This window comes from Amycolatopsis sp. NPDC049252 (assembly GCF_043197175.1).
In the GTDB taxonomy this organism is placed as follows: domain Bacteria; phylum Actinomycetota; class Actinomycetes; order Mycobacteriales; family Pseudonocardiaceae; genus Amycolatopsis.
Genome location: NZ_JBICSQ010000134.1, coordinates 1 through 14,745 on the forward strand (window position 1 = coordinate 1; position 14,745 = coordinate 14,745).

Annotated in this window: 15 protein-coding genes; 8 read left to right on the forward strand and 7 right to left on the reverse strand. The window is 71.1% G+C overall.

Annotated features, from left to right (window positions below; genetic code table 11):
• Window positions 1–42: 42 nt before the first annotated feature.
• From ACGFMK_RS46905 to ACGFMK_RS46920, 4 genes are read right to left on the reverse strand one after another with little or no spacing between them, the layout of a single operon-like run.
• Window positions 43–870, reverse strand: a complete 828-nt coding sequence (locus ACGFMK_RS46905; RefSeq protein WP_392777885.1) for an enoyl-CoA hydratase family protein — start codon at window positions 868–870, stop codon at window positions 43–45.
• Window positions 867–1,559: an SDR family NAD(P)-dependent oxidoreductase gene (locus ACGFMK_RS46910; protein ID WP_392777888.1), complete on the reverse strand. Its 693-nt coding sequence runs from the start codon at window positions 1,557–1,559 to the stop codon at window positions 867–869. Before ACGFMK_RS46910 ends, ACGFMK_RS46905 begins: the two co-directional genes overlap by 4 nt.
• Window positions 1,556–3,073: a benzoate-CoA ligase family protein gene (locus ACGFMK_RS46915; RefSeq protein ID WP_392777891.1), complete on the reverse strand. Its 1,518-nt coding sequence runs from the start codon at window positions 3,071–3,073 to the stop codon at window positions 1,556–1,558. Before ACGFMK_RS46915 ends, ACGFMK_RS46910 begins: the two co-directional genes overlap by 4 nt.
• The gene (locus ACGFMK_RS46920; protein ID WP_392777893.1) at window positions 3,066–3,818 is read right to left on the reverse strand and encodes a creatininase family protein; all 753 of its coding nucleotides are present in this window, start codon (window positions 3,816–3,818) and stop codon (window positions 3,066–3,068) included. The genes ACGFMK_RS46915 and ACGFMK_RS46920 overlap by 8 nt, the downstream gene beginning before the upstream one ends.
• Window positions 3,819–3,866: 48 nt before the next feature.
• Between ACGFMK_RS46920 and ACGFMK_RS46925 the strand changes: the two genes are divergently transcribed.
• From ACGFMK_RS46925 to ACGFMK_RS46945, 5 genes are all read left to right on the forward strand, one after another.
• On the forward strand, window positions 3,867–4,682 hold the full coding sequence (locus ACGFMK_RS46925) for a PaaX family transcriptional regulator C-terminal domain-containing protein (RefSeq protein ID WP_392777896.1): 816 nt from the start codon (window positions 3,867–3,869) through the stop codon (window positions 4,680–4,682).
• Window positions 4,679–5,473, forward strand: a complete 795-nt coding sequence (locus ACGFMK_RS46930; protein WP_392777899.1) for a tryptophan 2,3-dioxygenase — start codon at window positions 4,679–4,681, stop codon at window positions 5,471–5,473. Before ACGFMK_RS46925 ends, ACGFMK_RS46930 begins: the two co-directional genes overlap by 4 nt.
• A complete protein-coding gene (locus ACGFMK_RS46935) occupies window positions 5,470–6,663 on the forward strand; it encodes a kynureninase (protein WP_392777902.1) in 1,194 nt (397 codons plus the stop codon). The genes ACGFMK_RS46930 and ACGFMK_RS46935 overlap by 4 nt, the downstream gene beginning before the upstream one ends.
• A 164-nt stretch (window positions 6,664–6,827) precedes the next feature.
• A complete protein-coding gene (locus tag ACGFMK_RS46940; protein ID WP_392777904.1) occupies window positions 6,828–7,901 on the forward strand; it encodes a Glu/Leu/Phe/Val dehydrogenase dimerization domain-containing protein in 1,074 nt (357 codons plus the stop codon).
• A complete protein-coding gene (locus ACGFMK_RS46945; protein WP_392777907.1) occupies window positions 7,898–8,701 on the forward strand; it encodes a serine hydrolase in 804 nt (267 codons plus the stop codon). The genes ACGFMK_RS46940 and ACGFMK_RS46945 overlap by 4 nt, the downstream gene beginning before the upstream one ends.
• A 487-nt stretch (window positions 8,702–9,188) precedes the next feature.
• On the opposite strand, the gene ACGFMK_RS46950 is transcribed toward ACGFMK_RS46945, so the two are convergent.
• On the reverse strand, window positions 9,189–10,133 hold the full coding sequence (locus tag ACGFMK_RS46950) for a LysR substrate-binding domain-containing protein (RefSeq protein WP_392777909.1): 945 nt from the start codon (window positions 10,131–10,133) through the stop codon (window positions 9,189–9,191).
• Between the two features lie 84 nt (window positions 10,134–10,217).
• Between ACGFMK_RS46950 and ACGFMK_RS46955 the strand changes: the two genes are divergently transcribed.
• A complete protein-coding gene (locus tag ACGFMK_RS46955; RefSeq protein WP_392777912.1) occupies window positions 10,218–11,174 on the forward strand; it encodes an MBL fold metallo-hydrolase in 957 nt (318 codons plus the stop codon).
• Between the two features lie 190 nt (window positions 11,175–11,364).
• Here the strand turns inward: ACGFMK_RS46955 and ACGFMK_RS46960 are convergent, their stop codons facing one another.
• Window positions 11,365–11,553, reverse strand: a complete 189-nt coding sequence (locus tag ACGFMK_RS46960; protein ID WP_392777915.1) for a DUF5302 domain-containing protein — start codon at window positions 11,551–11,553, stop codon at window positions 11,365–11,367.
• 82 nt (window positions 11,554–11,635) lie between these two features.
• Window positions 11,636–12,592: a winged helix-turn-helix transcriptional regulator gene (locus tag ACGFMK_RS46965; protein WP_392777918.1), complete on the reverse strand. Its 957-nt coding sequence runs from the start codon at window positions 12,590–12,592 to the stop codon at window positions 11,636–11,638.
• Between the two features lie 138 nt (window positions 12,593–12,730).
• Here ACGFMK_RS46965 and ACGFMK_RS46970 point away from each other — a divergent pair, with 138 nt between their 5' ends.
• The gene (locus ACGFMK_RS46970) at window positions 12,731–14,203 is read left to right on the forward strand and encodes a carotenoid oxygenase family protein (protein WP_392777921.1); all 1,473 of its coding nucleotides are present in this window, start codon (window positions 12,731–12,733) and stop codon (window positions 14,201–14,203) included.
• 74 nt (window positions 14,204–14,277) lie between these two features.
• Window positions 14,278–14,745: AMP-binding protein (locus tag ACGFMK_RS46975; protein ID WP_392777924.1), on the forward strand; the 468-nt coding region annotated here is incomplete at its 3' end.

Genomic DNA, 14,745 nt, shown 5'->3' on the forward strand with positions numbered 1-14,745 from the left:
GTGAGAAACAGTGTTAGAACACTGTTTCTCACTCACGACCGCCTAGCGGCCGGTCCAGCGGGGCTCGCGGCCGGCCGACCAGGCCGCGTAGAACTCCTTGTGATCCTTCGCCGTCATGAGCAGGGCCTGGGTCATCGCTTCCAGCTCGATCGCGCTGCCCAGGTCCATGTCCAGCTCGCGGGTCAGCAGCACCTTGGTCGTCGCGTACGCCAGGGCCGGGCCGTCCGCCAGGCGGCGGGCCAGGGCGGTGGCGGCGGCGGGAAGGTCGGAGTCGGGAACCACTTGCGTGGCCAGGCCGATTTCCGACGCCCGTGCCGAAGACACCTTGTCGCCCAGGATCAGCAGTTCCGTGGCGCGGCCCAGGCCGACCAGGCGCGGCAGGAGGTACGCCGAGCCCATGTCCGCGCCCGCCAGGCCCACCTTCGTGAACAGGAACGCGAACTTCGCCGACTCCGCCAGGAGCCGGAAGTCGCTCGCCAGCGCGATCACCGAACCCGCGCCCGCCGCGACGCCGTTGACCGCCGCGATCACCGGCAGCGGGCACTCGCGCAGGGCCTTCACCACCGCGCCCGTCATGCGGGTGAACTCCAGCAGCTCCGCCGTCTCGAACTTCTGCAGCTCGCCGATGATCTCCTCGACGTCGCCGCCCGAGCAGAACCCGCGCCCGCGGCCGGTGATCACCAGCACCCGCACGTCCTCGTGCTGCGGCAGCTCGGTGATCAGGTCACGCAGGTCGGCGTAGACGTCGAACGTCAGCGCGTTCAGCTTCTCGGGCCGGTCGAGGGTCACGGTGGCGACGCCGTCGTCCACCGTGAACTCGAAGTGCTCCCACTCCTTCGTGAGCGGTGCGGTCGCGCGGAACGGGCTCATAGCTGGATTCCTCCGCCGTCGAGTACGAGGGTCTGGCCGTTGATCGCGGCGGCCTCGGGGGCCGCCAGGAAGGACACCGCGAATGCCACTTCGCCCGGTTCCAGCAGTCTGCCCAGCGGGGACGCCGACGCCAGCGCAGCCTCGGCTTCCTCGGAAGCACGTCCGGTGCGCTCCTGGATCCGCGCGACGGACGTCGCGGTCATGTCGGTGCGGACGAACGCCGGGCACACCGCGTTCGCCGTGACGCCGGTGCCGGCCAGCTCCGCCGCGACCGCCCGCATCAGCCCGGCCGCCGCGTGCTTCGACGCGGTGTAGCCGGCGGTGTAGCGGTAGCCGACGTGCGACGCCGTCGACGCCACCGTGACGATCCGGCCGCTGTCCCGCTCGCGCATCCCCGGCAGCACCGCGCGGGTGCACAGAAAGGCCCCCGTCGCGTTGACGTCGATCTGCTGCCGCCACTCGTCCAAAGTGGTCCGGGAAACCGGGGCACTGGAGGAGATCCCGGCGTTGTTGATCAGCACGTCCACCGGTCCCGCCGCCGCGAAGTACGCCGAGACGGCGTTCTCGTCGGTGACGTCGCACTCCGAGCGCCCCGGCGCGAGCACCGTGTCACCCGCGTCGCGGAACCGCGCGGCGATCGCGGCGCCGATGCCACGGGTACCGCCGGTGACCACGACCAGGCGGCTCACGGGCGGGCCGCCAGCGCGCGCCGGTCGAGCTTGCCGTTGGCGGTGCGGGGGAGTTCGGTCACGAAGACCACCTCACGGGGGTATTTGTGCTTGGCCAGGTGGGCTTTCGCGTGGTCCTTCAGCTCGTCCGCGCCGACGGACGCACCGGGCCGCAGCACGACGTACGCGCGCGGCAGCACCAGTCCGCCGGCCTCGTGGCCGACGACCGCGCAGTCCAGCACGGCCACGTGGCCGAGCAGGCAGTCCTCGATCTCGCCGGGCGCGACGAACACCCCGCCGACCTTGAGCAGCGCGTCCGCGCGGCCGTGGTGCTTGAAGAACCCGCCGGACCGGCTGAAGAGGTCGCTGGAGGTCAGGGTGTCGCCGTCGAACGTCTTCGCGGACTTCTCCGCGTCGCCGAAGTACTCCAGCGCGATCGTCGGCCCGGTGACCCGCAGCGGCCCGATTTCGCCGTCCGGCAACGGGTTCCCGAGTTCGTCGACGACCTGCGCGGTGTACCCGGGCACTTCGGTGCCGAGCGTCCCGGCCTGAACCGAGCCGGGGCGGTTGGACAGGTAGATGTGGTACGCCTCGGACGACCCGATGCCGTCGACGACCGGCACGCCGAACGCCGCGTCCCACTTGCGGTGCAGCTCCGCGGGCAGCGCCTCGCCCGCCGACGTCGTCATCCGCAGGCAGCTCAGGTCCTGCGACGCCGCGGCCGGGTGCGCGATCATCGCGCTCATCATGGTCGGCACGTTCACCAGCACCGTCGGCCGGTGGCGCGCGATCAGCTCGAAGATCAGGTCGGCCGTGCTCCGCTCGGGAAAGGCGATCCCGGCCGCGCCGACGCCGAACGGGAACAGCGCCACCAGATCACGCGCGTACCCGAAGAACAGCTTGGGCACGGCGAGGATCCGGTCGTCCGCACGCAGCCCCAGCACCTGCACGGCGTACCGCTCGAAGCTCTCTTTCGCGCTCCGCAACGGATGCACACACGCCTTGGGCGCGCCGGTGCTGCCGGTGGTGAACTTCCAGATCCCGACGTCGTCGAGGGTGGTCGGCGCGGCCTCCAGCTCGTCGGGCGCGGCAGCGACGAGCGTCCGAAATGGACGCTCACCCGGGAGCAGCTCGCTCTCGGGAACCCCGGTGACCAGCAGGTTGGCCGCCCCCGCCTCGCGGAGTGCGGGCAGCGTGACAGCGTCCGCGATGACCGCGACGGCCTCGGTGTACCCCAGGTAGTACGCGTAGTCCTTGGGCTGCAGGAACGGGTAGACCTCGGCGGTGACGGCGCCGATCTTCTGCGCGCCGTACCAGGTGGCGACGAACTCCTCGCCGTCGCTCAGCGCCAGCAGCACCCGCTGTCCACTTCGGACACCGGCGTCACGCAGCACGTGCCCGGCCTGGTTCACCAGCCGAGCCAAGGACGCGTAGCTGACCGTCCGCGAGCCGACGTGCAACGCGGTCCGGTCACCTCGGCCTTCGAGAACGTGCCGGTCGACGAAGTGCGTGGCGAGGTTGAACGGCTCAGGCACGGGCCAGCTCCCGGATCGCTTCCACCAGCAGGTCGGTCAGGACCGAGAACGTCTCCTCGCCTTCCGCGGCCGTCGCTTCGGCGGGCTTGCCGCAGTAGGCGTCGGCCATCCCCATCTCGCGGAAACCACCGTCCTCGGGCGCCGAAGCCAGGCTGACCGGCACGTGCGGCAGCTCCCGCATCACGACCTGGTCGACCAGCTCCGGCCGGTCGGCCAGCACCAGCGACGTCTCGTACCGCCCGGCGTGGCATTCGCCCGACCGGAACTCCTCGGTGAGGCGCCGCGCGTGCCGCCGCCGGACCAGGTCCAGCAGCGCGACGTGCCCGTCGTAGGCGAAGTTGAGCGTCTCCACCGCGCGGCGCAGCGTGACCAGGTGCGCGGGCTCGAAGTGGTTGTTGACCAGCAGGATTCGGGGTAGCCGCTGGCCGATCAGCGCGGCTCCGACGTCCACGAGCAGTGCGTGCAGCGTCTCCTCGCCGATGTGGACGCCGCCGGCGAACCCGGCCGCGAACCGCGTCACGCCGTACGGGATCTCCGGGAGGATCAAGACCCGGAGGTCGTCGTCGGCGGCCAGCCGGGACGCCGCGCGCTCGCACATCCCGCGCGAGATCAGCGGGTCGGTCGCGAGCGGCGCGTGCGGGCCGTGCGGCTCGATCGCGCCCAGCGGGAGCATCAGCACGGGGACGCGGTCACCCGCGACCAGCGCGTCGACCTGCCGCGAGCTGAGGTCCGCGAAGTACGTCACGCAAATCAAGCTACACCGCAGCGGCCTGAGGTGTATAGAGTTGCGCCCGTGCCCGCCGACGCCTTCGAAGCCAGCCCCCAGGAGCTGGTCGTGACGTTGCTGGGCAGCTACGTCCACCCGCGCGAGACACGCCGGGTGTGGTCGGGCGGCCTGGTCGCGGTGCTCGCCGAGCTGGGCTTTTCCGACGGCGCGGCCCGGATCGCGCTCACCCGCCTGGTGCGGCGCGGCCTGCTCACGCGCCACCGCGAGGGCCGCACGGTGCACTACTCGCTGACCCGCCGCACGGTCGCCCTGCTCGCCGACGGCGACCACCGGATCTTCTCCCTCGGCCGCCGCGAGCGGCCCGCCGGCGAGTGGACGGTGCTCTGGCAGAGCATCCCCGAAACGCGCCGACAGGCCAGAGAACGCCTGGTCCGGCGGCTGCGGTTCCTCGGCTTCGGGCCGTACCAGGACGGCACCTGGATCGCCCCGCACGACCGCGAGGCCGAGGTGCTCGCGCTGCTCGCCGAGCTGGACGTCACCGAGCACGCCGGGCTGCTGCTCGGCCGGCCGTCCGCCGCGCTCGACGTCCGCCGGTTCGCCGGCCGGGCCTGGGACCTCGACGAGCTGGCCGCGCGCTACACGGCGTTCGTCGAGCAGTTCGGCGGTCACCGCGGCGAAGACCTGGCCGACCGGACCGCGTTCGACGTCCGGACGCGGCTGGTGCACACCTTCCGCGCGTTCCCGTCGCTCGACCCGGAGCTGCCCGCCGACCTGGTGCCCGCACCGGATCACCGGGCGGCCGCGGTCGAGCTGTTCCACGATCTGTACACCGAGCTGGCTCCCGCTGCCCAGCGCCATTTCGACGAGGTGACCCGAGGATGACCGACATCGACTCCGCCACGCAGGAAGCCCTGAGCTACACCTCGTACCTGGCGCTGGACGAGGTGCTGGGAGCCCAGCGCCCGCGTTCGGAGGAGCACGACGAGCTGCTGTTCATCGTGATCCACCAGGTGTACGAACTGTGGTTCAAGCAGATGCTGCACGAAGCGACGTACCTGCAGGAGTGCCTCGAAGCGGGCACGACCGCGCACGCGATCCGCACCGTGCGGCGGATCCTGTCGATCCTCAAGGTCGCCGTCGCGCAGATCGACGTGCTGGAAACCATGACGCCCAGCCAGTTCACCAGTTTCCGCACCCGGCTGGACGCCTCCAGCGGCTTCCAATCGGCCCAGTTCCGCGAACTGGAAGCGGTGCTCGGGCGGCGCGACGAGCGCGTGTTCGCGCACTACCCCGAGGGTGGCGAGCAGCGGAAACGGATCTCCGACGCGATGGCGCGGCCGTCGTTGTTCGACTCTTTTCTCGCGTACCTCAAGGCTTCTGGCTACCCGGTCGAGTGTGATCGAGACGTCACTCGACCGGTGGAGCCCTCCCCGGCCCTGCAGGCGATATTGCTGGACATGTACCGCGACGACGGCGGCCCGTCGGTCGTCGCCGAATGTCTGGTGGATCTCGATGAAGGGATGCAGGAGTGGCGCTACCGGCACGTGAAGATGGTCGAACGCACCATCGGCGACAAGACCGGGACAGGAGGATCATCCGGCGCGACTTACCTGCGTACCACGCTTTTCCAGCCGATGTTCCCGGATCTCTGGGCAGTACGGAGCCGATTGTGACCTCGCTCGACGAAATCCGCGCGGACTCGAACGCCCTGGCCGCGCACTACACGCGGTTCTCGGTGCGGGAACGCCTCCTGCTGTCCGGGCATTCGCACCAGGCCTGGCCCGACGTCGCCGAGGAAGGGCTCCTCGAGTCCTTCGCGGATGCCGCCCGGGACGTCGACCTGAAGTGGGAGCGCGCCTTCGCGAAGGCCGATGAGCTGCGTGCCGGCTTCCGCCTGCTGCTCGGCGACCCGCACGGCGAGTACGCGCTCGGCGCGAGCACGCACGACCTCGTGCTGCGCTTCCTGTCGGCGATGGAGCTGCCCCGAAGACCACGGCTGGTCACCACCGAAGGCGAGTTCCACACCCTGCGCCGCCAGCTCGCCCGCCTCGAAGAGGAGGGCGTCGAGGTCGTGCGGGTGCCGGTCGAGCCGGTGACGACGCTGGCCGAGCGGGTCGCCGCCGAGGTCGACGACCACACGGCGGCGGTGCTCGTGTCGGCGGTGCTGTTCGAGACGTCCCGGCTGGTCCCGGGCCTCGCGCACCTCGCCGACGCCTGCCGCGACCGGTCGATCGAGCTGGTCGTCGACGCCTACCACGCGCTCGGCGTGGTGCCGTTCCCGCTGCACGACCTGGGCCTGACCAACGCCTGGGTGCTCGGCGGCGGTTACAAGTACCTGCAGCTGGGCGAGGGCAACTGCTTCCTGCGGCTGCCCGCGCACGCCCAGGAGCTGCGGCCGGTCATCACCGGCTGGTACGCCGAGTTCGGCGCTCTCGCCGACGAACGGCGTCCCGGCGGGGTCGCCTACGCCACCGGCGGCGACCGGTTCGCCGGCGCCACCTACGACCCGGCGAGCCACTACCGCGGCGCCCGCGTCCAGCGGTTCTTCGCCGAGCAGGGCCTCGCACCGGAGTTCCTCCGCGAGGTGTCGCAGCACCAGGTGGGCCTGCTCACCGACGTCTTCGACAAGCTCGCCCTGCCCGAGGACGTCGTCACCCGCGACCGCGAGACACCGCTCGGCATGCTCGGCGGGTTCCTCTCGCTGCGCTGCGCCGACGCCGGTGCGCTGCAGGCCGCGCTGGCCGAACAGGGCGTCCGCACCGACAGCCGGGGGCCGTACCTGCGCTTCGGCCCGGCGCCGTACCTGTCGGACACGCAGCTGGAGACGGCGATGGGCACTCTCGGCGCGGTGGTGCGCGGCTGAGATTACCGGTCCGTATCGCGGGACCTGTACTGGTCCGGCGAGCGGCGGCGATCTAGGTTGGTGCCGGGAACCCGCAGTCGGACGACCTCCGCGCTCGGTCCCGCCACCCCATCGAAGCGCGTCCCGGCCACGAACCGGACGCGGGAGACAAAGGAGTCACCACCGTGACCGAAGGAGTGTTCGCCCGGAGCTCCGGGCACGAACAGGTCGTGTTCTGCCACGACGAAGCCAGTGGCCTGAAGGCCATCATCGGCATCTACTCCACGGCGCTGGGCCCCGCACTGGGCGGGACGCGCTTCCACCCCTACGCCACCGAAACCGACGCGCTCGACGACGTCCTCGCGCTGTCGAAGGGCATGGCGTACAAGAACGCGCTGGCCGGGCTCGACCTCGGCGGCGGCAAGGCCGTCATCATCGGCGACCCGAAGACGCTCAAGTCCGAAGCGCTGCTGCGCGCGTACGGGCGCTTCGTGCAGTCCCTGGGCGGCCGCTACATCACCGCTTGCGACGTGGGCACGTTCGTGCACGACATGGACGTCGTGGCCCGCGAATCCCGCTTCGTCACCGGCCGTTCGCCCGAGGACGGTGGCGCCGGCGACTCGTCCGTGCTGACCGCGTTCGGCGTCTTCCAGGGCATGCGCGCCTCGGCCGAGCACCTCTGGGGCAGCCCGGACCTGGCCGGCAAGCGCGTCGGCGTGGCCGGCGTCGGCAAGGTCGGGCACATCCTGGTGGGGCACCTGGTCGAGGCCGGGGCGCAGGTGACGATCACCGACGTCTACGCGCCGGCGATCGAGCGCACCCTTTCGCTGTACCCGGACGTCAAGGCGGTGTCCGATGTGGACACCCTGCTGCGCGCCGAGCTGGACGTGTTCGCGCCGTGTGCGCTCGGCGGCGTGCTGAACGACGAGACCGTGCCGGTGCTCGGCGCGCGCATCGTGTGCGGCGCGGCGAACAACCAGCTCGCGCACGTGGGCGTCGACAAGCAGCTCGCCGACCGCGGGATCCTGTACGCGCCGGACTACCTGGTCAACGCCGGTGGCGTGATCCAGGTCGACGACGAGCGCCACGGTTTCGACTTCGCGCGCGCCAAGCGCAAGACCACCGCGATCTTCGACACGACGAAGGCCGTGTTCGCGCTGGCCGACGCCGACGGCGTGCCCCCGGCGACGGCGGCCGACCGGCTCGCCGAGCGCCGGATGGCGGAGGTCGGGCGGCTGCGGTCCATCATGACCGTGTGAGTCTTCCCGCTTTGTTCGAGGCGGTGGGCGTGCGGGGTTTCCTGCACGTCCGCCGGCTCGGTTCCGCCGCCGAGGTCTGCTGCGACGCCGACTCGCCGGTCGTCCTGGCGTCCGTGGTGAAGGTGGCACTGGCGTTCGAGTTCGCCCGTCAGGTCGCGGCGGGTTTGCTCGACCCGGCGGACCGGGTCCGCGCCCTTGCCGCCGACCGGCTCGGCGGCAGCGGCTCGGCCGGCTTCGCCGACGACGTCGAGTACAGCCTGCGCGACGCGGCGCTACTGGCCTTGTCGGTGTCCGACAACACGGCCGCGGACCTGCTGTTCGACCGCGTCGGCGTGGAGAACGTCCGGTCGCTGCTGGCCGAGCTGGGTCTCACCCGCACGACGATCATCGGCGCCCCGCGCGACCTGCTGCGCACGATCATGGAGGACACGGCTTCCGGACGCCCGTTGCGCGCCCTGGATCCGCTTCGCACCACGGCGAGCACCCCACGGGAGATGACCCGCCTGCTGTCGGCGATCTGGAGTGACGACGTCGCCGGCCCGCAGGTCCTCGCCTGGCTGTCGGCCCAGGTCAGCTGGCACCGCCTCACGGCGGGCTTCCCACCGGAGGTCACGGTCGCGGCCAAGACGGGCACGATGCCGGGCATCCGCAACGAGATCGGCATCGCGACCTACCCGGACGGCACGTCGTACGCGATCGCGGTCTTCACGCTCGGCGGCGCGGAGACGTTGCGACGCCCGGACATCGACCGCGCCATCGGCGACGCGGCCCGGGTGGCCGCGGAGCAGCTGCGTTCGTGAGTGCTTGGTCGGGTTAGGACGAACCCGCCGTTTGTGACCTACCGGGTGTGTGAGGCGGTGCGGCTAAGGGTCGCCAACCATATTCGGTCACCCACAGGCCCGGCCTCCGCGGCTCGATCGCGGCGAAGCCCGGCGCCCGCGGACCGCAACGGCCAACTCGCCGGCAAACCCGGGAATGTTGGCCACTGCGGTCAGCGTGTTGGCCGTTCCGGACGGCGTGTTGGCCACTGCGCGACGCGTCGGCCGTCCCGCAAGGCCGCGGCCAGCACGAGTTGTAGGTCGGCAAACGCAACTCCGCCAGAACCCTTTTTGCCACTCACGACCGGTACCGGTGGGGAGCAGCTGCGCCCTCACCCGGCTGTTGTCCACAACCTCGCCGTGATGTGGACAACCCGGCTGCCCAGCGGCTTTCCGAGCGGTCTCGTCGGGGGTCGCCGATAGACTGGACAGGGGACGCCCCCCAGGGACGGGCGGGGGCACGCTGCCGTCAGCTGCGTTCGTAGAAGACGTCCCACGGCCGGGCTCCGCTCGGATCCGGTGGCACGATCCGCGAGACGCCGTCGCCGCGCAGGACTTCCGCGGCGATCGCGGCGAGCGTCGCCGCTTGCGGGTGCGGGCTCGACGACGGCCACGCGAACGCCATCCGCGCGTCCAGCTGGTCCTTCAACGGGCGCCAGACCACGCGGGGTTCCTTGCGGGCCGCCGGTTCGAACGCGACGCCGTGCCCGGCCAGGACCAGGCCCAGCGCGAACTCCGGGTTGCGGGCGTGGCGCACCGCCGCCGGGCGGAAGCCGTGCTCCCAGCAGGTGCGCAGCAGCGCGTCGTAACTCCCGGGCGCCGCGGCGCGGGGCGCGTGGACCAGGCCTTCGCCCGCCAGATCGGCCAGGGCGAGTGCAGCGCGGCGGGCGAGCGGCGAATCGCGGGGGAGCACGACACCCAGGGGAGTGTCGATCGCCGGCCCGAGGTCGAGCCCGACGACGTCCACCGGCAGCTGCAGCAGCCCGGCGTCCAGCTCGCGGTCGGCCAGCAACCGGGTCTGCTCGGCGGTGGTCAGCTCCTGCAGGTCCAGCCGGACGCCGGGGCTCCGCTCGGCGAACGCCGTGAGGATCGCGGCGAGCACCCGGCCCGGCAGCTCCGGCGGCACACCCGCGCGCAGGGCGTCCATCTCGCCGCGCTCGGCCTTCGCGACCAGTGCCGTCATCCGGTCCCAGCGGGCGAGGAGGTCGCGGGCCTCGGTTCGAAGCACTTCGCCGGCTTCGGTCAGCGTGACGCGGCGGCCGCGGTCGAACAGCTTCGCGCCCAGTTCGGCTTCGAGCCGTTTGATCCGCTGGCTCAACGGCGGCTGCGCGATGCCGAGCCGGTCGGCGGCGTGGCCGAAGTGCAGTTCCTCGGCGACCACCAGGAAGTAGCGCAGCGAACGGAGGTGGTCCACGCTGCGACAATAGCCGTTCACATATCGACATGCCGACGTGCCGATCTTGGACAGCCGCGCCGGACCCGTGATCGGGTGGCGGCCATGAACACAGGACTCAGCAGGCGCGGGCTGTTCGGCGCGGGCGCGGCGGCGGCCACGATCCTGGCCGGGGCGACGGCGGCTTCAGCGGCTCCGTCAGCCACCCGGGGGACTTCGCGGATGACGTTGCGGTGGTGGGGGAACAACGGCTGGGAGATCCGCGTGCCGGGCTCGGCCGGCACCAGGACGATCCTGATCGACCCGTGGCTGACCCGGTTCAGGACCGGGACGTACACCCCCGCGGGCGCGGACCCGAAGACGCCGCTGTCGGTGAACAAGGCGCTGATCGACGGGTACGTCGACCGCGGCGAGCTGCGCGCGGACCACATCCTCGTCACCCACGGCCACTACGACCACCTCACCGACGTCCCCTACCTGGCGAAACGCACCGGCGCCACGGTGTTCGGCACCGAGACCCATTTGAGTCTCATGGCCGCGCTCGGTGCACCGGAGGACCAGCTCGCGATCGCGAGCGGCGGCGAGGACCTGACCTTCGACGGCTACTCGATCCGGATCTTCCGGTCCCTGCACTCGGCGACGGGCGCGCGGGCGCGGGTGCCGTTCCCCGGCTCGCGGCCGCTGTCCCGGCGGGACAGGCCGAAGGTCATCGAGGACCTGTACGAGGGCGGCACGCTGGCCTACCAGGTGACCGGTGGCGGGGCGAGCGTCCTCGACTTCGGCGGCTCGAACTACGTCGAGTCCGAGCTGGCCGGCCTGCGCCCGGACGTCGTGCTGGTCCCGGCGGGCGGCGCGAAGGTGACGCAGTACGTGCCGCGGCTGCTGCGCACGCTGGGCAACCCGCGCTACGTCGCGGCGACCCACTGGGACGACTTCGACCTCCCGCTGGGCCAGGCGAAGGACCCCAACGGGGGCCTGGCGACGCTGCGCGCCGCGGTGGCGGCGGCCAGCCCGGCCAGCGAGTTCGTGGCCCTGGACCACCTGGGCACGTTGACCCCATAGCCGTTTGTCCACAGCCTCGTCGTGATGTGGACAAGTGACCTGTCCAGCGGCTTTCCGGCCGGTTCTATCGGTGGCCACCGATAGACTGGACAGGGGACGCCCCCCAGGGACGGGCGGGGGCTGCTCTCTCCCCGGAACACACCGAAGGCCCCCATCGCGAGCGATGGGGGCCTTCGCAGTCGGGGAAAACTCAGCCGCTCTTGCGGCGGAAGGTCCGCTTGTTCGCGGCCGGACCGTGGGCGTGCTGGTTCTTGCCGCCGCCGCTCTCGTGCGACGCTCCGGACCGGGCGTGCGCCTGCTTGCGCTCCAGCGCCTCGCGGAACTTGCGCTTGACGTCGTCCTCCTCCTCGCCGCTGGGCGAGGGATTCGGTTCACTCATGCTTACCTCCGGAACTGACGACGTGTGACCCCTCCAGCCTGGCAGTGGACGGGGTCCTTGGCGAGTCGATTTGGTCACGCGGTCAGTGCTTGGGCGTCGGCACCCCGCCGAACTGCACGGACTTGCGGGTCAGCGGGCGGCCGCAGTGGTCGCACAGGAGGATCGGCCGCAGCCGGTTGCCGCATTCGACGTGGCTCAGCGTGATGTCCGGCTTCTGGCCGGCGACCTCGAAGCCGCGCGACCACTCGGCGATGAACGCCAGCGCCGGGAAGAACGCCAGGCCCTTCGCCGTCATCCGGTAGTCGCGGGCGTCCGTGCGGGTCTGCGCCGTGCCGGTGCGCAGCACCCCGACCTCGACCAGCTTGCTCAGCCGGGCCGAGAGCACGCTCGGGCCGATGCCCAGCTCGCGCTCGAACTCCGAGAAGTGGTGGCAGCCGAGCAGGGCCGAGACCAGCAGGCCGGTCGACCAGCGGTCGCCGAGCAGCTCCATCGTGTCCGGGAAGAACATCATCGGGTCGCCGGCCAGGGATTCGGCGTCCTTGCGGCGGAAGCGCTTGGACGCCGTCGCCGCCGCGACACCGGTCGAGTCCAGCCGCGAAGCCCGGACGTCGCGCGCGTCGACCCGGCGTCCGCAGGCGCCGCAGCCCAGAGGCGCTGATGTAGCCAGCTCGCAGTCGAGGTGGATCAGTGTCGGCAGCACCTCACGGCGGCCTTCGACCCACTCGCGTTCCCAGGCCCAGATCGAAATCAGCAGCGGCCACAGCTCGAGGCCGCGCTCGGTGAGCCGGTACTCGTGCCGCGTGCGGCGGGCGTCCCGGTACGGCACGCGCGTGAGCATGCCCGCCTCCACCATGTCCCGCAGGCGCCCGGAGAGCGCGGTCGGGGAGATGCCCAGGCGCAGGCGCAGCTCCTCGTAGCGCCGGAAGCGCAGGAAGAGGCTCTGCAGGATCAGCAGCGTCCACTGGTCGCCCACGAGCTCGAGCGCTCGGCGGAGGGGATCCCCCGCGGGCCGCACCCGATGTGCAGTCGCTTCCGTCACGTGTGTTCCCCCTTGTTACATCGCGGCCAAGCGTACACCTGGCTACAGCAAAAGAAGCCTATTGACACCTGGCTACACAAATCATAGTCTCGTCTCCATCAGCCAGCGCGGTGAGCCCGAGATCCAGGGAGAAGCCCGATGACCAGCACCTCCGAACAGCCGCTGATGGTGGCCCGGACGGCGGACGGCGACGAGGCCAACCCCTACCTGCTGGGCGTCTACGCCCCGGTCGGCACCGAGATCGACGCGGAAGACCTGCAGGTCATCGGCGAGATCCCGAAGGACCTCAACGGCGTCTACCTGCGCAACGGGCCGAATCCGCGGTTCGCCCCGGAAGGCCGTTACCACTGGTTCGACGGCGACGGCATGATCCACGCCGTCCACCTGGAGAACGGCAAGGCCCGCTACCGCAACCGCTGGGTCCGCACGAAGGCCTTCGAGGCCGAGTCCGAGGCCGGCAAGGGCCTCTGGACCGGCGTCATGGAGAACCCGAAGGGCAACCCGTTCGGCAACGGCCACGGCCTGGGGCTGAAGGACAACGCCAACACCGACGTCGTCTTCCACCGCGGCCGCATCCTCGCCACCTGGTACCTGTGCGGCTCGCCGTACGGGATCGACCCGCTCTCCCTGGAGACGCTGGGCGCCGAGGACTTCCTCGGCACGCTGGTCGGCGACATGATGGCCCACCCCAAGGTGGACGAGGCCACCGGCGAGCTGTTCTGGTTCGACTACGGCCCGCGCCCGCCGTACCTGCGCTACGGCGTGATCAGCGCCGACGGCCAGGTCGTGCAGACCACCGAGATCGCGCTGCCCGGCCCGCGTCTGCCGCACGACATGGCCATCACCGAGCACTACGCGGTGCTGATGGACCTGCCGCTGGTCCAGGACCTCCAGGCCGCGAAACAGGGCCGGCACAAGCTGCACTTCGACCGCTCGATGCCGAGCCGGTTCGGCGTGCTGCCACGCTACGGGGACGGTAGCCAGATCCGCTGGTTCGAGGCGAGCCCGTGTTACATCTACCACGTCGTCAACGCCTGGGAAGAGGGCGAGGAGGTCGTCCTCGACGTCTGCCGCGTGCAGAAGCCGCAACCGCGGGCCGACGCCCACACGCCACTGGCGAAGATGCTCTCCTACCTGCGGCTGGACGCTCAGCTGCACCGCTACCGCTTCAACCTGCGGACCGGCGCGTGCCACGAGACGCCGCTCGACGACGCCAACACCGAGTTCCCGACCGTCGACTCCCGAGGTGTCGGCGCACGGAACCGGTACTCCTACACGGTGCACATCTCGCCCGAGTCGACGCTGAAGTTCGACGGGCTCGTGCGCTACGACAATCTTGCCGGCTCCAAGACCGAATACCGGTTCGGTCCCGGCCGGTGGGGCAGTGAGGCGCCCTTCGCACCCCGCGATGGCGCATCCGTCGATTCGGCGGACGGTTATCTGGTGACGTTCGTGCAGGACGAGCGGGATGGCCGCTCGGAACTGGACATCTTCGACGCCGCCGATCTCGCTGCCGGACCCGTGGCCAGGGTCCTGCTTCCCCAGCGTGTCCCGCTCGGTTTTCACGCGACCTGGGTCCGGGCGGACCAGCTGGAAAACCTCCGTTCATGAGATGCCATCGAGAGGGTCGTGCCCGGGATCTCCGGGCACGGGGATGGTGGAGTGCGGAGACGATCGACCGGCTCGTGAAGGAGCGGGTAGGTGCCGACCCGGAGGGTCTCGCGCTGGTCGATCCACCGAACACCACCGCACTGGTCGGACGCGACCCGGTGCGGTGGACCTGGAACCGGCTCGACGAACGTGTCGACGTCCTGGCCGCTTTCCTGCTCGCCAGAGGGGTGCGAGCAGGTGACGTGGTGGCCGTGCAGTTGCCGAACTGCTCGGCCTTGGTCCAGGCGTTCCTCGCGATCGTGCGGATCGGCGCGATCGTCACCCCGTTCCCGGTGTCCTACCGGGAGCACGAGATGGGCCCGATGTGCCGGCGCACCGGGGCTGTCGGGGTGGTGACCGCATCCAGATACGGCGAGCACGAGCTCGCCGGGGCGGCCCTTGGGCTCGGCGCTTCGGCGCCGTCGGTCCGGTTCGTCGTCGCCCGGGGGGGCGACGAACCGGCCGGCGCCCTGTCCTGGCCCCCAGCCCCCCAGTCCACCGCG